This is a genomic window from Streptomyces sp. NPDC059787, from assembly GCF_042732315.1.
Classification (GTDB): Bacteria; Actinomycetota; Actinomycetes; order Streptomycetales; family Streptomycetaceae; genus Streptomyces; species Streptomyces atrovirens.
The window spans coordinates 15,983-34,599 of record NZ_JBHWHX010000052.1 but is presented as its reverse complement, the minus strand read 5'-3'; the positions used below and the strand labels follow the sequence as shown (position 1 = coordinate 34,599).

General features: G+C 72.4%; 18 protein-coding genes and 1 other RNA gene. 6 read left to right on the top strand and 13 right to left on the bottom strand.

All coding sequences use genetic code 11. The features are described from left to right. Positions 1-425 precede the first annotated feature (425 nt). The 3 genes from ACFV5H_RS32395 to ACFV5H_RS32385 form a co-directional block, all read right to left on the bottom strand. The gene (locus ACFV5H_RS32395; protein ID WP_385057768.1) at positions 426-1,157 is read right to left on the bottom strand and encodes a hypothetical protein; all 732 of its coding nucleotides are present in this window, start codon (positions 1,155-1,157) and stop codon (positions 426-428) included. A 141-nt stretch (positions 1,158-1,298) separates the two neighbouring features. After that, positions 1,299-1,502: a DUF397 domain-containing protein gene (locus tag ACFV5H_RS32390; RefSeq protein ID WP_385057766.1), complete on the bottom strand. Its 204-nt coding sequence runs from the start codon at positions 1,500-1,502 to the stop codon at positions 1,299-1,301. Next, positions 1,499-2,368 carry a helix-turn-helix domain-containing protein gene (locus tag ACFV5H_RS32385; protein ID WP_385198432.1) on the bottom strand — a complete coding sequence of 290 codons (870 nt, stop codon included), beginning with the start codon at positions 2,366-2,368 and terminating at the stop codon, positions 1,499-1,501. The genes ACFV5H_RS32390 and ACFV5H_RS32385 overlap by 4 nt, the downstream gene beginning before the upstream one ends. 354 nt (positions 2,369-2,722) lie before the next feature. Here ACFV5H_RS32385 and ACFV5H_RS32380 point away from each other — a divergent pair, with 354 nt between their 5' ends. Beyond that, positions 2,723-4,168 (top strand): ATP-binding protein, encoded by a 1,446-nt coding sequence (locus tag ACFV5H_RS32380; RefSeq protein ID WP_385198431.1) that lies wholly within the window; start codon positions 2,723-2,725, stop codon positions 4,166-4,168. Between the two features lie 280 nt (positions 4,169-4,448). After that, the gene (locus tag ACFV5H_RS32375; protein ID WP_385057760.1) at positions 4,449-5,675 is read left to right on the top strand and encodes a cytochrome P450; all 1,227 of its coding nucleotides are present in this window, start codon (positions 4,449-4,451) and stop codon (positions 5,673-5,675) included. A 126-nt stretch (positions 5,676-5,801) separates the two neighbouring features. Here ACFV5H_RS32375 and ACFV5H_RS32370 read toward each other — a convergent pair whose 3' ends face one another. The 9 genes from ACFV5H_RS32370 to ACFV5H_RS32330 form a co-directional block, all read right to left on the bottom strand. Further along, the gene (locus tag ACFV5H_RS32370; RefSeq protein ID WP_385198430.1) at positions 5,802-7,073 is read right to left on the bottom strand and encodes a cytochrome P450; all 1,272 of its coding nucleotides are present in this window, start codon (positions 7,071-7,073) and stop codon (positions 5,802-5,804) included. Further along, the gene (locus tag ACFV5H_RS32365; RefSeq protein ID WP_217128569.1) at positions 7,070-7,687 is read right to left on the bottom strand and encodes an ATP/GTP-binding protein; all 618 of its coding nucleotides are present in this window, start codon (positions 7,685-7,687) and stop codon (positions 7,070-7,072) included. The genes ACFV5H_RS32370 and ACFV5H_RS32365 overlap by 4 nt, the downstream gene beginning before the upstream one ends. Further along, positions 7,668-8,024, bottom strand: coding sequence for a DUF742 domain-containing protein (locus ACFV5H_RS32360; RefSeq protein WP_030859372.1), 357 nt, complete (start codon positions 8,022-8,024; stop codon positions 7,668-7,670). Before ACFV5H_RS32360 ends, ACFV5H_RS32365 begins: the two co-directional genes overlap by 20 nt. Next, positions 8,021-8,440: a roadblock/LC7 domain-containing protein gene (locus ACFV5H_RS32355; RefSeq protein ID WP_385057757.1), complete on the bottom strand. Its 420-nt coding sequence runs from the start codon at positions 8,438-8,440 to the stop codon at positions 8,021-8,023. Before ACFV5H_RS32355 ends, ACFV5H_RS32360 begins: the two co-directional genes overlap by 4 nt. Before the next feature lie 141 nt (positions 8,441-8,581). Next, positions 8,582-10,414, bottom strand: a complete 1,833-nt coding sequence (locus ACFV5H_RS32350; protein ID WP_385198428.1) for an ATP-binding protein — start codon at positions 10,412-10,414, stop codon at positions 8,582-8,584. Between the two features lie 764 nt (positions 10,415-11,178). Next, entirely contained in the window at positions 11,179-12,456 is a 1,278-nt protein-coding gene (locus ACFV5H_RS32345; RefSeq protein WP_385198427.1) for a peptidoglycan DD-metalloendopeptidase family protein, read from the bottom strand. Positions 12,457-12,669: 213 nt separating this feature from the next. Continuing rightward, positions 12,670-13,245 carry a hypothetical protein gene (locus ACFV5H_RS32340; protein ID WP_385198426.1) on the bottom strand — a complete coding sequence of 192 codons (576 nt, stop codon included), beginning with the start codon at positions 13,243-13,245 and terminating at the stop codon, positions 12,670-12,672. A 117-nt stretch (positions 13,246-13,362) separates the two neighbouring features. After that, an RNA gene (rnpB, locus tag ACFV5H_RS32335) (RNase P RNA component class A) lies at positions 13,363-13,764 on the bottom strand. A gap of 139 nt (positions 13,765-13,903) precedes the next feature. Next, a complete protein-coding gene (locus ACFV5H_RS32330; protein ID WP_385198440.1) occupies positions 13,904-14,470 on the bottom strand; it encodes a Uma2 family endonuclease in 567 nt (188 codons plus the stop codon). A 133-nt stretch (positions 14,471-14,603) separates the two neighbouring features. On the opposite strand from ACFV5H_RS32330, the gene ACFV5H_RS32325 reads away from it, so the two are divergent. The 4 genes from ACFV5H_RS32325 to eda all read left to right on the top strand — a co-directional run bounded on the left by ACFV5H_RS32325 (position 14,604) and on the right by eda (position 17,542). Further along, the gene (locus ACFV5H_RS32325) at positions 14,604-15,359 is read left to right on the top strand and encodes a MerR family transcriptional regulator (RefSeq protein WP_385198425.1); all 756 of its coding nucleotides are present in this window, start codon (positions 14,604-14,606) and stop codon (positions 15,357-15,359) included. Further along, a complete protein-coding gene (locus tag ACFV5H_RS32320; protein WP_385198424.1) occupies positions 15,356-15,949 on the top strand; it encodes a hypothetical protein in 594 nt (197 codons plus the stop codon). The genes ACFV5H_RS32325 and ACFV5H_RS32320 overlap by 4 nt, the downstream gene beginning before the upstream one ends. 79 nt (positions 15,950-16,028) lie before the next feature. Then, positions 16,029-16,811: a peroxide stress protein YaaA gene (yaaA, locus tag ACFV5H_RS32315; protein WP_385198423.1), complete on the top strand. Its 783-nt coding sequence runs from the start codon at positions 16,029-16,031 to the stop codon at positions 16,809-16,811. A gap of 65 nt (positions 16,812-16,876) precedes the next feature. Then, positions 16,877-17,542, top strand: a complete 666-nt coding sequence (gene eda / locus ACFV5H_RS32310) for a bifunctional 4-hydroxy-2-oxoglutarate aldolase/2-dehydro-3-deoxy-phosphogluconate aldolase (protein WP_385198422.1) — start codon at positions 16,877-16,879, stop codon at positions 17,540-17,542. Here the strand turns inward: eda and ACFV5H_RS32305 are convergent. Then, positions 17,511-18,617, bottom strand: a 1,107-nt coding sequence (locus ACFV5H_RS32305; RefSeq protein ID WP_385198420.1) for a bifunctional RNase H/acid phosphatase, incomplete at its 5' end; no start/stop codon positions are given. The two genes, eda and ACFV5H_RS32305, sit on opposite strands and share 32 nt — an antisense overlap.

Here is an 18,617-nt window from a genome sequence, read left to right as displayed (position 1 = left end):
CGTATCCAGCTCCCGGGCCCCTGGGGATGCCACCCAATTGCGCACGCCGGCGGCGTTTAAGAAGACGGATCAGTCATCATGCCGTCGTGTTCTTCCTTTGAACTACCGCGCCAGGCAAGAGGCGCAGGCGAGAGTCGAACTCGCATCCGACGGCGTTCGTCCGTCCCGGTCGGTCCGGCGATCGGCGGCGATGCTGAGACTGGAGCGAGAGTCTGAGATTGACCGCGGCTGCCTCTGCCATGTTGGGCCACCCCGGCCCGGTGTCGGGCTGTTGTGCCGGGGGAAGGACTCGAACCTTCACTGTCACCGCTTCTTCAGGCTGAACTTCAGTGTCAGCTTGCGCTCCTCACGCGGACCGGTCCTCATGTCCGGCCCGCGCTGTCGCGCACCCCCGCGCTCGCACACGGGGGCGATCGTGGTCGGCGTCAGCCGAACAGGTAACCGAACACCGCGTCGCCGACCCGCTGGTCGGTGACCTCGGCGCCGTTGGCCTCCTCGCGGGCGAACTTCACGGCCTGCTGGAGCTTCTCGACCCGCTCCACCAGTTCGTTCACCCGCCGCGCCGGAAGGGCGCCGGAGAACTTCACGGTGGTCCAGTACCCGATGGGCACGTCCTCGTAGTACACCTCGACCTGCGCCGGGTGCTTCTCGGTCGCCTCCGCCTTGACGTGGTTGCGCGGGACCTTCTTCGTGCGGATCGTGCGGACCGGGTCCGTCTTCCACCAGTCCGTGGACGGGTCGTGGGACCAGGACTCGGCGGCGTCGAGGGTGGGGAGCTTCTTGACGAAGGTGTGCAGGTCGGCGAGCTGCTTCTCCAGGAAGAGCAGGTAGCCGACCGGGACGTCGGCGACGATGGTCCGTCCGTCGACGGTGACGTCCGCGCGGGCCGTGCAGTTCGCCCAGTCCTTCGTCGCGGTCACGTCGAACAGCCGCGTCAGCGAGGCGGCCATCTCCCGCAGTACGTCCTCGCCCTGCACCTGCACCCGGGTCGACTCGGGCGGCAGCTGCTCGCCCTCCTCGTCCTTCGGCTGGTACGTGCGCGAGATACCGGCCAGCAGCGCCGGCTTCTGCACCTTGGTGTGCGCGGCGTTGACGTCCTGGAGCGACTTGCTCTTGACGCCCTTCTCGACCGCGATGATCTGGTTCAACTTCGCCATGTCGGGCCCCCCTTCGAACAGGCAGGAACGTATCCCACCGGCTCGAACGCCCGCACTCCCTTTTTGTCGCCGCGCCTCCCGGACATGCCTGTGCCCTGTGACTTCACTCGGAGCCACAGGACACAGCAGCAAGGCGACGGCTCAGCAGCGGGTCCGGTCGGCGGTGAACCCGACGAACGCGGTCCACGTCTCCGAACCGACCGCCAGACCCGGACGGCTCGTGTCCTTCGAGTCCCGTACGTGCACGGTGTGCGGGCAGGTGGCCACCTCTACGCACTCACCACCGGCTCCACCGCTGTAACTGCTCTTGAACCAGTCGAGCTGGACGGTCTCTTCGACGCTCATAGTTCTCCCAGCGACTTCTCGATGAAGGCCAAGGACTCACGCGGAGTGAGAGCTTGCGCTCGGATGATCCCATAACGCGACACGATGCCGCGGACCTCTGCTCGCTCCGACACGATTGTGCTCCGTCCCTGTGCCTCCAGATAGGCCACTTGGTCATCACCGTCTCTGTGCAACACGGTGAACGGTCCGTCCACGCCGGCGTTGTCCTCTCGGTCCAGCGGCATGACCTGGATCTCCACGTTGCGGTACGCGCCGACGAGCAGCAGTTGCTCCATCTGCCCCCGCATGACGGAGCGCCCTCCCAACGGCCGCCGCAGAACCGCCTCGTCGATGACGAAGCTCACCAGCGGAGCAGGTCTCCGAGCGAAGACTTTCTGCCGAGCCAGTCGCGCAGCGATGCGTTGCTGGACGGTCTCCTCGTCCAGCAACGGGCGCCACATCTCGAACACAGCCCGCATGTATTCCTCGGTCTGCAGCAGTCCAGGCACCGCGTGGGTTCCGTACACCCACAGCTCAACGGCTTCCGCCTCCAGCCGAGCCGCGTCCCTGAAGAACGCCGGGTACTGCGCCCGCGCAACCTCCTCCTTCATCTCCTGGAGAACCCCGCCCGCGTCCAGCAGTTCATCTACCACGTCGATGAACCTCGGCGGAGGAATCCGCCGCCCCTGCTCGTACGACGCGATGGTGGACGCCGAATACCCCGTCCGCGCACCGACCTCCGACCGCTCCAGCCCCGCCCGCAGCCGGAACCGCTTCATCTGCCGTCCGAACACCCGCAGGATCCCCGCCCCCGGCTCCGGAGAGGCCGCTTCCGCCTCTCCCTCCCCGGCCGCCGTCTCCCCCGGCTCACTCACCAGCTCGTTCATCGCCCGCTCACCTCCGCCGCCCACTGGTCGGTCCACTGAACTCCCCCGTCTCACCGAGGGACACGGCCCACCACGCCTACACACGCCACCGGAACGCGTACAGCACCCCCGGTCGGCCTCTCACCCGGCGTCGACGCCAGAGCTCAGCGCGCAAGGGAACCGGTGAACGGTCACGGTTCACCAGATCGAGTGCCCGGCCTTACGCGCTCTTCCACCGGATGCTGAAGCAGCACCGGCGGGGTGCCTGCACAGCACACCGAACCCGTTACTCCGAGCAAGTGAATCAATACTCTATTTCTGCATACTATGGTTCAGTTGAGTATGTTCAATACGAGCAAACTCGAAAGGTGACCCATGCCAGGCTTCGTGGGCCGCACATCCGAGCTGGTCACCCTCGACCGTCACCTCCGCTGGGTGCGCGACGGCCGGGGCGACCAGCGCGGCCGTGCCCTGCTCCTCCGTGGCCGGCGCCGTGTCGGTAAGTCCCGGCTCGTCGACCTCTTCTGTGAGCGCGCCCAGGTGCCCCACGTCGTCCACCAGGCCACCCGAGGCGAGGACGCCGGGCGGGAACGGGCCCGCTTCCTCGACGAGGTCCGCCACTCCTCGCTGCCCGACACCGCCCTACTCGCCGGCGTCACCACCGTCGCGGAATGGGACACCGCCCTGCGTCAGCTCGCAGCCGTGCTCCCGGACGACTCCCCCAGCATCGTCGTACTCGACGAACTGCCGTGGATGCTCGAAGGCGACCCGGTCCTGGAAAGCACCCTGCAGACCGTGTGGGACCGGGTGCTGAGCCGAAAGCCCGTGCTGCTCGTCCTCATCGGCAGCGATCTCGCCATGATGGAGCAGCTCTCCGCCTACGGCCGCCCCTTCCACCAGCGAGGGGTCGAGATGGTCCTCGCGCCCCTCTCCCCCTTCGAGGTCATGGTCATGACCGGGCTCCGAGCCGCCGACGCTTTCGACGCGCACCTGATCACCGGCGGGCTGCCCCTCATCTGCCAGGAGTGGCGGGAAGGCGAGAGCCGCACCGGCTTCCTCTCCCGCGCCCTCGACGACCCCACCTCCCCCCTCCTCGTCTCCGCCGAGCGGGCGCTGGCCGCCGAGTTCCCGACCGCCCTCCAGGCGAGGCACGTGCTCTCCGCGATCGGCAGCGGTGAGCGGACCTTCGGGACGATCGCCGCGAAGGCCGGGGCGGCCGACCGCCCCCTCCCGCCCGGCTCGCTCAACCCGGCCCTGCGCACCCTCACGGACAAGCGGCTGATCGCCGTCGACACCCCGCTCTCCACCCGCCCCGGTGACCGCGACCGCCGCTACCGCGTCGCCGACCCCCACCTGCGTTTCTGGCTCGCCTTCCTGGAACGGGGGATCCAGGAGATCGAACGCGGGCGCGGCCGGATCGTGGTCGAGTCGGTCGAGCGCGGGTGGACCTCGTGGCGCGGGCGGGCGATCGAACCCGTCGTACGGGAGTCCCTGGCCCGGCTCCTGCCCGACGACACATGGCCGCAGGTGCGGGAAGTGGGCGGCTGGTGGCCTCGTACCAACAACCCCGAGGTCGACCTCGTCGGGGCGGACCGGTCACCGGCGCGCGAGATCGGGTTCGTCGGCTCGGTCAAGTGGCACGAGCGCGGCTCCTTCGACCATCGTGCCCTGGCCTCGCTGGCCCGGGACGCCCTCGCCGTACCCGGTGCCGACGAGGACACCCCCCTGGTCGCGGTGTCCCGCTCCGGGTTCACGGTGGACGGTCCGACGGCGACGTACGGGCCCGAACAGCTGATGGAGGCCTGGGCTTCCACCGCGTGAGCTCCCTTCTGCCGCTCTGGTCACGCGGCTGGGTGGAGCCAGTCGTTCCCCCTCCGGGACCGCGGCACATCGCAGCACGACAGGTGCCGGCGCTCCGCCTCCAGGAGCACTGGGGCGGCGAGCCGTTGTTCATCGGCCCCGAGGCCGAACGGCGCCACGAGGGACGGTTTCCGGCCAATGACCGCGTACCGGGCCGGTCGGTGTCCCGGTCACCCTGTTGTGGTTGACGGTTGATCAATAACCTTGCGTGGTACACGAAATGACGAGCGCAGGGAGCTCCATGTCCACCGCCCAGCAGGTGCCCGACATCCTCTCGCCCGAGTTCGCGGCCGACCCCTATCCCGCCTACCGGGTGATGCGGGAGACCGCGCCCCTCGTCTGGCACGAGGCGACGAAGAGCTACATCGTCTCGCGCTACGAGGACGTCGAGCGCGTCTTCAAGGACAAGGCCGGGGAGTTCACCACCGACAACTACGCCTGGCAGCTGGAACCCGTGCACGGCAAGACGATCCTGCAGCTCAGCGGGCGGGAGCACGCCGTGCGCCGGGCCCTCGTCGCGCCCGCCTTCCGCGGCAGCGACCTGGAGCGGAAGTTCCTGCCGGTCATCGAGCGCAACTCCCGCGAGCTGATCGACGGCTTCCGGCACACCGGATCCGCCGACCTGGTCGCCGACTACGCCACCCGCTTCCCGGTCAACGTCATCGCCGACATGCTGGGCCTGGACAAGGCCGACCACCCCCGCTTCCACCGCTGGTACACGGCCGTCATCGCCTTCCTCGGGAACCTGTCGGGCGACGCCGGGGTGACGGCGGCCGGCGAGCGGACCCGGGTGGAGTTCGCCGAGTACATGCTGCCGATCATCCGGGAGCGCCGCGAGAACCCGGGCGACGACCTGCTGTCCGTGCTGTGCGCCGCCGAGGTCGACGGGGTGCGGATGAGCGACGAGGACGTCAAGGCGTTCTGCAGCCTGCTGCTCGCCGCGGGCGGCGAGACCACCGACAAGGCCATCGCCGGCATCTTCGCCAACCTGCTGCGCCACCCCGACCAGCTCGCCGCGGTCCGCGCGGACCGCTCGCTGATCCCGCGGGCCTTCGCCGAGACCCTGCGGTTCACCCCGCCCGTCCACATGATCATGCGGCAGTCCGCGACGGAGGTGGAGCTCAGCGGCGGCACCGTGCCCGCGGGCGCCACCGTCACCTGTCTGATAGGCGCCGCCAACCGCGACGAGAGGCGCTACGCCGATCCCGACCGCTTCGACGTCTTCCGCGACGACCTGACCACCACGACGGCCTTCTCCGCCGCCGCCGACCACCTCGCGTTCGCGCTCGGCCGGCACTTCTGCGTCGGCGCGCTGCTGGCCAAGGCGGAGGTGGAGATCGGCGTCGGCCAGCTCCTCGACGCCATGCCCGACGTGCGTCTCGCCGACGGGTTCGAGCCGTCCGAGCTGGGCGTGTTCACCCGCGGACCGCAGAGCCTGCCGGTGCGGTTCACTCCCGTGAAGGGCTGATCCGCACGGAGGGACCGGTACGGGCGGTCCGCACGGGTCGCTCCGTGCCGGCCCGCCCCTTCCCCGCCCCCGGCCCGCCGGTCCGCGCCGCGGTCCGGGCCCCGCCGGGGTGCCCGGAAAGGCCCGCTACCGCACCACCGGCGTGAACCGCACCGGAAGCGACGACAGCCCCCGCATCCAGATCGACGGCCGCCAGGTCAGTTCCTCCGGGTCCACGGCCAGCACCAGGTCGGGCAGCCGTTCCAGCAGCGTCTCGACCGCCGTCCGCGCCATCACGTCCGCCAGCAGCGGCGCCGGGTACGGGCAGCGGTGCTCGCCGTTGCTGAACGACAGGTGCGCGGCGTTCTCCGCGCCCACGTGTCCCTCCGGCCAGATCTGCGGGTCGGTGTTGGCCGCGGCCAGCCCCAGCACCAGGCAGTCGCCGGCCCGGATCTGCCGGCCGCCCAGCTGGACGTCCCGTACCGCCCACCGCCCGATGAAGTTCTGCGTCGGCGTGTCCAGCCACAGCACCTCGTTGAGCGCCTCGCCCACGCTGAGCCGGCCGCCCGAGACGTTCACGGCGAACCGCTCGTCCGTCAGCAGCAGGCGCAGCGTGTTGCAGATCCAGTTCGCCGTCGGCTGCTGCGCCGCCGCGATCACGGAGATCAGGTCCTGGACGACCTCCTCGTCCGTCAGACCGGCCGGGTGGGTCAGCATGCGCGAGGTGATGTCCGGGCCGGGGGCGGCCCGCTTCTCCTTCACCAGCTGCCGCAGCCGCTCGCCCACGCGCCCGTACGCCGCCACCGGGTCGTCGCCCTCCCCCGCGTCCAGGGAGATCCGCAGGTCGTCGACGAGCCGGCGGGTGTCCTCGCCCGAGGTCGGCATCCCGCACAGCTGCACCACGGTGCGCATCGGCAGGGCGTGCGCGTAGTCGGCCATCAGCTCCGCCTGGCCGCTGCCGGCGAACCGGGCGATGAGGTCGTCGGCGATCAGCAGGCAGTCGTGGGACAGCTCGAACTGGTCGACCCCCTCCAGCGCCTCGGTGATCACCCCGGACCGCCGCCGGTGCTCCTCGCCCTCGGTGAACAGCACCGACGGCTGGTACCCGACGAAGGGCAGCAGCGGCCAGTCCTGCGGGATGTTCTCCCACTGGTTCCAGCGCCGCGAGTCCCGTGCGAACAGCTCGTCGTGGCCGGTCACGTACGTGAGTTCGGAGTAGCCCAGCACCAGCCAGGCCGGGATGCCGCCGTCGAGCACCACGGGCGCGACGGGGCCGTGCTCCCTGCGCAGCGCGCGGTAGAGCTGCGACGGCGTCTGCTGGTACTCGAGCCCCGTCAGGCTCACCGCCCCGGCGTGGGCGGGACACCCCGGGGGCGCCGGGGGTGCCGGGTGCGCGTAGGGGCCGCCTGGGTCGGTCACAGTGTCGCCTCCTCGGCGATGGCCATGGCGTGGAGATGGTTCACGAGGGTGATCAGCACGTCCTTGCCGGAGTGCCGGACCCGGGCGTCGCAGTCGACCATCGGCACGTGGGCGGGCAGGGCGAGCGCCTGGCGGATCTCGTCCAGGGAGTACCGGTCGGTGTCGTCGTCGAACCGGTTCACGGCCACCACGAAGGGCGTGCGGTGGTGCTCCAGCCGGTCGATCGCGTACCAGGAGTCGTCCATCCGGCGCGTGTCCACGAGGACCACGGCGCCCAGCGTCCCCGAGAACAGCCGGTCCCACAGGAACCAGAAGCGCTCCTGGCCGGGCGCCCCGAACAGGTACAGCACCATGCGGTCGTTGAGGCTGATCCGCCCGAAGTCGAACGCGACCGTGGTGGTGGTCTTCGACGTCACCGCGCCGGTCTCGTCGACGCCCACGCCGGCCTGGGTCATCACCTCCTCGGTGTTGAGTGGCCGGATCTCGCTCACGGAGCGGACCAGGGTCGTCTTGCCGACGCCGAACCCGCCCACGACGACGATCTTCAGACCGGTCTCCGCGGTGTCGTTCAGCGGTGTGCGGTGGGAGGGCAGCTCAGAGGTTGCGGAGCCCATGGAGCACCTCTTGGAGTAGGGCGGAATCAGGCAGGGAGGCGACGGACGGCGCCGCGCGCGGATGGCGGGCGGTGATGCGGCCGGTGTCCAGCAGGTCGCCGAGCAGGATCCGCACCACCATGACCGGCAGCCCGAGCTCCGCGGCGATCTCGACGACGGCGACGGGGTGCCGGCACAGCTCCAGGATCCGGGCGTGCTCCGACTGCATCCCCGGCACCGGCCCGCTCTCGCTGACGATGAGGGTGACCAGGTCGAAGGACTCGTCGGCGCGGCTGCGGCCGCCGGTGACGGTGTAGAGCCGGTCCGGGTCACCCGTGTCGACGGGTTTGCGTGTCACGAGGTGCCGCTCCCCCCGGACTGGTTGCGCGGCTCGGCCCGCAGGTGCTCGCCGATCTGCTCGACCAGCTCCGTCATCTGGTGGCCGACCACTCCGGGATCGGCGTCCTCCCGGGCGACGACGGCGAGGTGCGCCCCCTCGCCGGCCTCCACGATGAACAGCAGGCCGCCGTGGAACTCGGTCATCGACTGCCGGACGCCGCCGGTGCCGTCGCCGAACTCCATGGAGGCCCCCTGGGCGAGGGCCTGGATGCCGGAGCAGATCGCCGACAGCTGGTCGGCACGGTCGAGCGTCAGGTGCTCGCTCCAGCAGAGCTTCAGGCCGTCCCGGGACAGGACCAGGGCGTGACGTGCGCCGGGGGTCTGTTCCAGGAGGCCCTGCAGGAGCCAGCTGAGGCTGTTGTCGGTGGTCTGCATGATGGGTGATGGGACGGTGGTGTCCGGCTGACCGGTCACCGGCCCGTTCCTCCTATCTCACGAGCTCGAGCGGGAAGGGGCGCCGTCGCCCCGGACGCCGTACGGGAAGAAGGGAGTGACGCCGTACGGGAAGGGGTGGGACTACGGAGCGGCGGGCGGCTCCGAGCCGGGCCGGGCGGCCGGTCCGGCGGTGCCGTTTCCGGACTGCCGCGCGCGGTGGAAGGCGCCGAACCGCGAGCCCGCGTCGCGTGCCGGGCGGCGCGTCGACGCCGTGTCGCCGGCCTGGGCGGACGCGGACTGGCGCTGTTCGCGTTCGCGCTCCGCCTCGGCCATGGTGCGGCCGGGGGCGCGGACCGGCAGACCGTTCGGCGTGGTGCCGTCGGGCCGCCGGTGCCGTCCCGGTTCGGGCAGTTCGGGCCGTGCGGTGGGGTGCCCGGTGGCCGGGGGCAGTGCCGCGGCCGCGGGACGGGCGGTGGGTTCGGGCAGTTCGGGCCATGCGGTGGAGTGCCCGTCGGCCGGGGGCAGTGCCGCGGTCGCGGGACGGGCGGTGGCATCGGGCAGCGGGGCCGGGGCGGGCGCGGCGGGTACCGCGTCGGGCCGGGGGGCCGTCTCGTGCGGGACCAGGTCGCGCTGCTGGGCGAGCAGGTCCAGGGGCAGCAGGACGACGACGCCGGTGCCGCCGCGGGAGGAGGGGCGGTAGTTGACGCTGATGCCGTACTTCGCCGCGAGCCGTCCCACCACGGCCAGGCCGAGCCGGGTGCCCTGCAGCGAGGCGAGGTCGGTGGCGCGGCCGGTCACGGCCTCCTCGGCGCGGCGCATCGCCGCGTCGGCCATCTTCAGGCCGCTGTCCTCGATGGTGACGACGATGCCGGCGCTGCGGTCCTCGACGTAGACGTGCACCTCGTCGATGGGCGGGGAGAAGTTCGCGGCGTTGTCCATCAGCTCGGCGAGCAGGTGCATCACGCCCTCGGCGGCGAAGCCGGAGACCGCGGCGCGGGTGGAGCAGTGCAGGCGCACCCGCTGGTAGGCGGCGATGCGGCCGACGGCGCCGCGCAGGATGCTCTCCATCACGATCGGCTTGTTCCAGGCGCGGCTGGACCTGCCGCCCATGAGCAGCGCCAGCCGGTCGGTCATCAGGCCGAGCTGGGAGGTGCTGTGGTCCAGCTTCAGCAGGTCCCCGAAGACCTCCTCGCCGTACCGCTCCTGCATCTCCCGCAGGTCGGCGAGCATCCGCACGGCCTTGGCCTGGACGCGGCTGAGCGCCTTGGCGGAGGCGGCCTGTGCCGCGGCGGCGCGCCGCTCGCTGTGGGCGAGCTCGCGGATGAACGATTCGGCCGGGGCGCGCAGCCCCGGCAGCCGGGGCAGGTCGACCTCGGCGAGCACGGTGTCGGCGGACCGGCCGTCGCGCAGCCGGGCGACCGCGGCGGGCAGCGTCTCCGTCACGAAGCGCTCGTGCTCGGCCGCCGCCTGTTCCAGTTCGGCGCGCATCGTGCGGTATTCGCCGTCCAGGGCGACCGCCCGCCGCACGTCCTCCTCGACGGTGACGGCGACGGTGTGCGCGAGCCGCCGCAGTTGCGGGTCGGACGGCGGCGGCACGCTGCCCAGCACGTCGGCCGCGCTCGCGCCCTCCCTCAGCCGCTGGGCCACGGCGGGCAGCGTCGTACCGGCCAGGTGCGAGATCTCGGCCGAGAGCCGGGCCGCCTCCGCCTTGAGCCGGCTGTTCTCCGACTCCCGTTCGGCGGCCGCGCGGCGGGCCCGGTGGAGGAGCCGGTGGTCGACGAGGACGGTGACGGCCACGCACACCCAGCCGGCCGCCACCACGGCCAGGGTCCACGTGGAGGAGCCGGACGGTGCCAGGGCGACCGCCGTGCCGCCGGCGGCGGCGCTCGTCACCAGCACGGCCGCCCGTGCGGCGAACGAGGTGCGCGGTGCCCCCGCCGATGGGTGCTGGCTGGGCGAAGCAGGCACTGGCATGGAGCGGTCCCTCGGTCGGTGAGAGCAGGGGAATCGGGGCGGCGGCACGACGGCAGCCGCGGGCCGGGAAGGAGGTCAGCCAACAGGAGGGCGATCTTCCGACCACGTACGGCTCATGCTAATCACCCTGGTGTGCGAGAAGGTCCCGCTTGTTGCATGGTCCGTCAACAATCCGAGTTCGTCGTGAACCCGTCGTTCGTGCGTCCCGCCGTGATATCCGGGACGACGTCGGACGGAACCGGCCGGAGGGCGGGAATACGCGCGTCAAGCCCCCTGACACGGGGTCACCTTGCCTCTGCCGTCCGGGACTCACCCGCCCCCTCGCCCGCACGAACTGTCGATTTCCGGCCAACTATGCGTACACCGAGGCCCCTTCGCGCTCGGACCGTCGTGACGGTCGAGCCGCCGGGGTGTGGGAATGCCGCTGATCGTGAAAGTTCCGTGACGGCGGCCCGTGGGGAGCGGGACACGGGGTGAGCCGTGCGCCGGGAAATCGTCACAGCGCCGTCGACCGGAACCTCATGGGGTTCACCCGTCGTGGACGTCCCGGACGTGCCCGCCGCCGGAGCGTCCGCGCGTGATGCGGAGCCGACGTCGGCTGCGGTGGAGGAGGAACCCGCCGGTCTCGGCGACGGGTTCCGTCCGGCTCGTCCGGGCGCGGCGAACCGGTGGCCGGGCGGAACGGCCGGCTCACCGTCGGCCGCCGCCGGGGGATCAGGCCGGGTTCGGCCGTCCACCGCACGGGCCCCCTGCCGGCCGGAGGATCAGCCGCCGCCGAGCCAGGCGGTCGGGTCCGTGTACTGGCCGTCGAGGAGGACCTCGAAGTGGAGGTGCGGGCCGGTGGACAGGCCTGTCGAGCCGACGAGTCCGACGGCCTGGCCGGTGGTCACGCTCTGGCCGGTGGTCACCTGGAGGGCGGACAGGTGGCTGTAGGTGGTCTCCAGCCGTTTCCCGTCGACCGTGCCGTGGTCGACGACCACGCGGTAGCCGTAGGCCGAGGTCAGGCCGGCGAACTCGACCCGTCCCTCCCATGACGCGGACACCTGGGCTCCCTGCGGCGCGCCGAAGTCGACGCCCGTGTGGAGTTTGGTGACCCCGGTCAGCGGGTGCGCGCGCGAACCGAACGGCGAGGTGACGGTCAGCGTGGTGACGGGCGGTGTCAGCAGCGCGCCGGCGACCCGGCCGGTCTCCTGCTCGGGGTTCTGCCGGACCAGGGCGTCGTACCGCGGCAGCCGCTTCTTGACCTCGGCGACGAACGTGCGGGCCGGGGCCGGGACCTTGCCGGCCTTCTTGACCTGGTCCGTCCCGGTCGCGTACGCGGCGAGCGTGAGGTCGGCGACGTCGCCGTTGACGGTGCCCTCGGTGCGCAGCGCGGTCATCTTCTCCGCCAGGGAGCAGTCCTGCCGCCCCAGCGCCATGATCGCGTCGACCGCGTCGTGCGGCGAGGACGTGCCGTTGCCGTCGTCGTCCCGGCCCCAGGTCTTCCAGCCGGCGTCCGTGAAACGGGCGATGCCCCGCTCGGAGAGGCTCGCGGTGTCGTCCTGCCACCCGGAGAGCCGGTCGATGTGCGCGGCGAGGAGCGCAGGGGTGACGCCCGTGCAGTCCGCGGTCGCCTTGCGCAGCCAGGGGACGTAGGAGCCGTCCACGTTGCCGACGGCCGACTCCGAGCCGCCCGGCGCCTGGTCCTGCGGCAGGGCCGTGTCGAGGACACCGGTCAGGGAGAGGAAGCCGAAGACCCCGGTGAGCGTCACCACGCCGGGCAGCACGATCAGGGTGAAGGGGCCGGGGCCACGACGACGGCGGCGGCGCGGCTCCGTGGCGGTCGGCCCCGTGGCGGCCGGCCCCGTGGCGGCCGGCCCCGTGGCGGCCGGCCCCGTGGCGGCCGGCCCCGTGGCGGCCGGCCCCGTGGCGGCCGGCTCCGTGGCGGGTGTCCGCGGTTCGGGCCGCGCCGTGTCGTCGTCCGCGGACTCGTTCTGTGCGGCCTCGTTCCCGGTCGTCCCCGCCGCGAGGGGGTACGCCGTGCCTTCCCTGTCCTCGGTCACGTGCCGGGCCGGCTCCAGGTAGGCGCCGCGGCGGGGCGTGATGTCGGCGGGGTGTATCGGCTCACGCTCAGACGCTAGCGGGCCCGTGACGCGAGGTCACCGGTCGCGAGGACAGGTCGAACTGCCCGATGGGGCACCGCCGATGCACGGCACGACAGCATCGGCCGGCCGCAGGAACGCGGCCCACTCCCGCACCCCGGTTCCCGGAGGACCTCAGTTCCAGCAGCCGGTCTTCGCCCCGTCCGTCTCGGACCCGACCTCGATGTGGAATCCGGAGCCCGAGTCGAACTCCGGCCCGGCCTCGTAGTCGTACTCGATCTTGAGTTGGCGGGCGGTCGTGAACCACACGGTCAGCGTCAGAGCGTCGCCGTCCCCGCCCTTGGTGAAGCACAGTCCGGCTTCCGTGGCGGCGACGTCCGGGTCCATGGGGTCGGACCGCAGTTGCCAGCCGTCCGCCTCGGCGGTGGTGCGGTAGAAGTCGACGACCTCCTGCCGGGAGCCGGGGAAGGCGTAGGTGCGCTCGGCGTACAACCAGGCGTCACCGCTGTCGTCGAGGCATTCCGCGTCCACCGGGGCGAAGTCCTTCGGGACGGTCGCGCCGGGAGGGACGGAGGTCAATACGGGCTGCGCGCTCAGTTCCTTCACCCGTGCCTCGGTCCCCTCGCAGGTGCTGAACGGGGACAGAGAGGAGCAGCCGGTCAGGCCGACGGCCATGAGGGCGGTGGCCAGCAGCAGTGCGGTGGGCGGTGCGGTCGAACGGACTGGGCGCATCGGCGAACGCAGCGGCATGAGGGTCTCCCGGAGGGGCGTGGGTGCGGGCGCGAAGGGCTGCCGCCGACGAAGGCGCGTGCCCGCCGCACTGCTGCCGGCCACCGCCCTCATGGGCGCCACCGAGCCGCTTGGCGGCAGACGAGTCGGGCTGTACGCCGGGTTCTGTTCCGGCGGGTCCTCGCGGGCCCGCCGGCGACGGCCATCCATCTAGGGCCGGTGTTGCCACCGGCCTCGTGCGGTCTACCCGCGGACTCGGGCGGGCAGCCCTGATGCGTCCGCGCAGAGACACCGGGGTGTCTCCTCTTGACCTTGCTCCGGGTGGGGTTTACCTAGCTGCCCAGGTCGCCCTGGGCACTGGTGGTCTCTTACACCACCGTTTCACCCTTACCCGACGCCGAAGCGCCGGGCGGTCTGTTTTCTGTGGCACTGTCCCGCGGGTCACCCCGGGTGGCCGTTAGCCATCACCCTGCCCTGTGGAGCCCGGACGTTCCTCGGGAAGTCCCGTGAGGGACTCCACGCGGCCGCCCGCCCGGCTCGTCTGCCGTGCCGACCATGATACCGGGCGCGGGCGGGGCTTCGGCGCGGCGGCCGTCGCCAGGACCGAGCCGCGCCCTGGTCCGACGGGCTTGTTCCCGTACCCGTACGTCCGTCACCGCGCACCCCCGCCCACAGGGGGTCAGAGGAAGTCGGCGGTGTCCAGGTCGAAGGCGAAGGGGGCGGGGAGGGTCAGCGGCTTGCCCAGGGGACGGGTGCGGCGCTCGTGGTACTCGTCCCCTTTCGGGTCGCTGAACAGCGTGATCGCGGAGGCTTCGCGGTCGACGAGGAGGTAGAGGGGGATGCCGCCGCGGGCGTAGCAGCGCGGCTTGGTCTCGCGGTCGGTCTCGGGTCTGGCATCGGTCACTTCCACCACCATGGCGACGCCCGCACAGGGCATCCAGGGATCGGCTCCCCTGTAGAGCCGTAGGTCGCTGGGGGCGAGGGTGCCGTCCGGGACCACATGGTCCTGTGGGCAGGCGTGCGCGCTCTTCAGCTTCAGGCCCTTGGTCCCGGAGAAGGCCATGGCGGTGCGGGAGCCGGTGTGGATCCGGCTCGCGATCCGGCTGAGGCAGTGCTCGTGCGACCCGTCCGGCAGTGGCCTGAGGAGGAACTCTCCTTCGATGAGTTCTGCCCGGAAGCCCTCCGGGGTGTTCAGAGCGGCGAACCAGTCCAGGAGGAGGTTCTCGGAGATCGGGTCGCATGTGATCACGATGCTGTGCCTCGCTTTCGTTCGTCGGACGGACTGGCGCAGGGACGGCTCGCTTCGGGGGACGGACGGGGCCTTTCACTCGACGGGGTTCGCTTGACCCTGCCGCAGCGTCAACGTTTCTACTGGGGCCATGCGGATCGGAGAACTCGCCGCGGCCGTCGGTGTCACCACGCGGGCCGTGCGGCACTACCACCGGTCGGGGCTGTTGCCGGAGCCGGAGCGGCTGGGCAACGGGTACCGGGACTACGGGCTGCGGCACGCCGTCGTGCTGGCGCGGATCAGGCGGCTGACCGAGCTGGGGCTGGGGCTCGCCGAGGTGCGGGACGTGCTCGCGGACGACGCGGGGAAGGAGCTCGCCGAGGTGCTGACGGAGCTGGACGAGGACCTGGCGCGGCAGGAGGCCGCGATCCGGGAGCGGCGGGCGCGGCTGCGGACCCTGCTGGAGAGCGAGGGCGGGCTGAGCACCGAGGGGCCGGTCTCGCCGGAGCTGGCCGCGCTGTTCCGGGACACGGCCCATCTGGCCGACTCCCCCATGGCGGTCAAGGACCGCGAGATGCTCGCGCTCCTCGAGACCACGGCGCCGCCGGAGGAGCGGGAGCGGCTGATGGGGCTGCTCGGCGGTGTGGTGAGCGCGCCGGGCGGGGCGGAGCGGGCGCGTGCCCTGTACGGGATACTCGACGCGCTCGCCGACGCCGATCCGGACGATCCGCGTGTGGAGGAGGCCGCCCGCGCCCTCGCCGCGTCCGTGCCGGACGGGCTGGTCCCGGAGGGGACCGGTCTCGATGAGGCCGACGGCTTCCTGCGGGCCCTCTACGCCGACTTCGCGCCGGCCCAGGCGGAGGCGTTCCGCCGCATGCTGCGGATCGTCACGGAGGGGCGGTCATGAGGGGGGTGCGGGTGGTGTGGGCGCCGGTCCGGCACGAGCTGCGGCTGATGACGAGCCTCTGGCTGTGGGTGGCCCGGCGCAGGCACGGTGTCGGCGGCGGTACGGCGTTCGGGTACGCGCGCGGGCAGGCGGCCCTGACGTACGGGTTCGCGTTCGTGTGCGTGGTCGAAACGGTGGCGATGTCCGTGCTGCTGCGCGACTGGCCGGCGGTGCACGCGGTGGTGCTCTTCCTCGACGTGTACACCGTCGTCTTCGTCGTCGCCCTGCACGCCGCGTCCGTCGTACGGCCCCATGTGGTGGGTGACGGTGTGCTGCGGGTGCGCCGGGCCGTGCACGTCGATCTGCGGATACCCCTCGGGCGGATCGCCTCGGTCCGGCGTGAGCTGCGGATGACTCACGAGGCGGCAAAGGGGGAACTCGATCTCGCCGTCGGTGCGCAGACGACCGTCACGGTCGAGCTCACCGAGCCGGTCACCCACGTCACCTTCTTCGGGCGTCCCCGCGAGATCCGTGTGGTCCGCTTCCACGCGGACGACTCCGACGGGCTGGTCCGCGCGCTCGCCGCACCCTGCGCCCCTTCTCCTCGGTGACGGCGGTCCTCCACGGCGCCGAACCGGACCGGCAGGCACACGCCGTACGCTGACTTCGAGCTCGATCGAAGGAGTACGTGTGCTTGTCCTGCTGCCGCCGTCCGAAGGAAAGGCCGCTTCCGGCCGCGGTGCCCCGCTGAAGCCCGAGTCGCTGTCGCTGCCGGGGCTGGCCGCCGCGCGGGAGGCCGCCCTGGCCGAGCTGGTGGACCTGTGCACCGGCGACGAGGACAAGGCGCGCGAGGTGCTCGGGCTGAGCGAGGGGCTGCGGGGCGAGGTCGCGAAGAACGCGGAGCTGCGGACCGCCGGGGCGCGGCCCGCCGGGGAGATCTACACCGGGGTGCTGTACGACGCCCTGGACCTGGCGTCCCTGGACGCGGCGGCGAAGCGGCGGGCGGCGGCGTCCCTGCTGGTCTTCTCCGGGCTGTGGGGCGCGGTCCGGGTCACCGACCGGATTCCCTCCTACCGCCTCTCGATGGGCGTGAAGCTGCCCGGCCTCGGCGCGCTGGGCGGGCACTGGCGTGCGCCGATGGCTCAGGTGCTGCCCGAGGCGGCCGGGAACGGGCTGGTGCTGGACCTGCGGTCGGCGGCGTACGCGGCGGCCTGGAAGCCGAAGGGCGAGGTGGCGGCGCGGACGGCGACCGTACGGGTGCTGCACGCGCCGACGCGGAAGGTGGTCAGCCACTTCAACAAGGCGACCAAGGGACGGATCGTACGGAGCCTGCTGACGGCCGGGGCCGCGCCGAAGGACCCCGCCGGGCTGGTGGAGGCGCTGCGGGACCTCCGGTACGAGGTGGAGGCGACGGCGCCGGCCAGGGCGGGGGCGGCGTGGGCGCTGGACGTGCTGGTGGACGAGGTGCACTGACCCATCCATTGCACCATGCGCAATGAGCTTTGCGCAGTGTGCATCGAGGCGGGCAGGATGACGTCATGCGCTCTCCCCTGCCCTCCTCGGATTCCTCCTCCGTGCTGGATCTCGCTCCCGTCGTGCCCGTCGTCGTCGTCGAGGACGCCGCCGACGCCGTACCGCTGGCGCGGGCGCTGGTGGCCGGGGGCCTGCCCGCGATCGAGGTGACCCTGCGGACGCCCCCCGCGCTCGACGCGATCCGGGCGATCGCCGGTGAGGTGCCGGACGCCCTGGTCGGCGCCGGGACGGTGATCACGCCGGAACAGGTGGGCGAGGCGGTGGCGGCCGGGGCGCGGTTCCTGGTCAGCCCGGGGTGGACGGACGTACTGCTGGACGCCATGCGGGCGTCCGGGGTGCCGTTCCTGCCGGGGGTGTCCACCGTTTCCGAAGTGGTGGCGCTCCTCGAGCGGGGGGTGCGGGAGATGAAGTTCTTCCCGGCGCAGGCGGCGGGCGGTACGGCGTACCTGAAGTCGCTCGCCGGTCCGCTTCCGCAGGCCCGCTTCTGCCCGACCGGGGGCATCGGACCCGACTCCGCGCCGGACTATCTCGCGCTGCCCAACGTGGGGTGCGTGGGCGGGAGCTGGATGCTTCCGGCGGACGCGGTGGCCGCCCGGGACTGGGGGCGCGTCGAGGCGCTGGCGCGTGCGGCGGCGGGGCTCAGTCCTGACGCAGGTGCGAGGTGTCGTTGAACAGGCGGACGCTGGCGTTGCCGTCGGCGTAGTACGCCACGGCGGAGAGCGAGGCCGCCGAGAGTTCCATACGGAACAGGGCCTCGGGCGGTGCGCCCAGGGCGAGGCGTACGAAGGTCTTGATCGGTGTCACGTGGGTGACGAGCAGGACCGTACGGCCCCGGTACTCGGCGGTCAGCCGGTCGCGGGTGGCGGCGACCCGGGCGGCGGTGGCCGCGAAGCTCTCGCCGCCGCCGGTGGGTTCGGCGTCCGGGGAGGACAGCCAGGCGTTCAGGTCGTCGGGGTGACGTTCGCGGACCTCGCCGAAGGTGAGGCCCTCCCACGCGCCGAAGTCCGTCTCGCGCAGCCCGTCCTCCACGGCCACGCCGAGCCCGAGACGGGCGGCGACGATGCCGGCGGTCTCGCGCGTACGGGCGAGGGGCGAGGCGACGACCGCCTGGACGGTCCCGCGCCGGGCGAGGAACTCGGCGACCTTCTCGGCCTGCTCCCGGCCGACGGAGGAGAGGGAGGGGTCACTGCCGCCACTGCCCGAGAAACGCTTCTGCGGCGTCAGCGGGGTCTCGCCGTGCCGCAGCAGTACGAAGGTGGCGGGCGGCCCCAGATCGGCGGGCGCCCACCCGGCACTGGGCGTGGCGACGGCTTGCGCGGCGCGGAGGTCGGCGTCGGCTCTGGCGCCGGCGGCCTCGGGTGCGGCACCGGTTCCGGTCGCACCGGAGGCGGCATCGACGGCCTCGGCAACGGTGCCGCCCTCGGGTGCGACGCCGTTCCCGGTCGCCCGCGCGGCCCGCGCATCGGCGCCGGCGGGCTCGGAGGCGTTCACGCCCTCGGGCGTGGCGCCCGTCCCCGCCGCCCCGGAGGCGGGCGCGGTGCCGGTTCCGGTCGCCCGCGCGGCCCGCACACCCGCGTCGGCACCGGAGGCGTGCATGCCCCCGGCCGCGGCACCCGCCCCGGAGGCGGGCGCGGCACCGGTTCCGATTGCCCGCGCGGCCCGCACACCCGCGTCGGCACCGGAGGCGTGCATGCCCCCGGCCGCGGCACCCGCCCCGGAGGCGGGCGCGGCACCGGTTCCGATTGC

What these genes read in the sequence shown, in the direction of transcription:
- ACFV5H_RS32340 (WP_385198426.1), bottom strand. Translation starts at nt 13,245, where the DNA reads ATGCCGCTGCGTTCGCCGATGCGCCCAGTCCGTTCGACCGCACCGCCC.
- ACFV5H_RS32380 (WP_385198431.1), top strand. Translation starts at nt 2,723, where the DNA reads ATGCCAGGCTTCGTGGGCCGCACATCCGAGCTGGTCACCCTCGACCGT.
- ACFV5H_RS32365 (WP_217128569.1), bottom strand. Translation starts at nt 7,687, where the DNA reads ATGGGCTCCGCAACCTCTGAGCTGCCCTCCCACCGCACACCGCTGAAC.
- ACFV5H_RS32375 (WP_385057760.1), top strand. Translation starts at nt 4,449, where the DNA reads ATGTCCACCGCCCAGCAGGTGCCCGACATCCTCTCGCCCGAGTTCGCG.
- eda (WP_385198422.1), top strand. Translation starts at nt 16,877, where the DNA reads ATGCGCTCTCCCCTGCCCTCCTCGGATTCCTCCTCCGTGCTGGATCTC.
- ACFV5H_RS32350 (WP_385198428.1), bottom strand. Translation starts at nt 10,414, where the DNA reads ATGCCAGTGCCTGCTTCGCCCAGCCAGCACCCATCGGCGGGGGCACCG.
- ACFV5H_RS32395 (WP_385057768.1), bottom strand. Translation starts at nt 1,157, where the DNA reads ATGGCGAAGTTGAACCAGATCATCGCGGTCGAGAAGGGCGTCAAGAGC.
- ACFV5H_RS32325 (WP_385198425.1), top strand. Translation starts at nt 14,604, where the DNA reads ATGCGGATCGGAGAACTCGCCGCGGCCGTCGGTGTCACCACGCGGGCC.
- ACFV5H_RS32385 (WP_385198432.1), bottom strand. Translation starts at nt 2,368, where the DNA reads ATGAACGAGCTGGTGAGTGAGCCGGGGGAGACGGCGGCCGGGGAGGGA.
- ACFV5H_RS32320 (WP_385198424.1), top strand. Translation starts at nt 15,356, where the DNA reads ATGAGGGGGGTGCGGGTGGTGTGGGCGCCGGTCCGGCACGAGCTGCGG.
- ACFV5H_RS32355 (WP_385057757.1), bottom strand. Translation starts at nt 8,440, where the DNA reads ATGCAGACCACCGACAACAGCCTCAGCTGGCTCCTGCAGGGCCTCCTG.
- ACFV5H_RS32390 (WP_385057766.1), bottom strand. Translation starts at nt 1,502, where the DNA reads ATGAGCGTCGAAGAGACCGTCCAGCTCGACTGGTTCAAGAGCAGTTAC.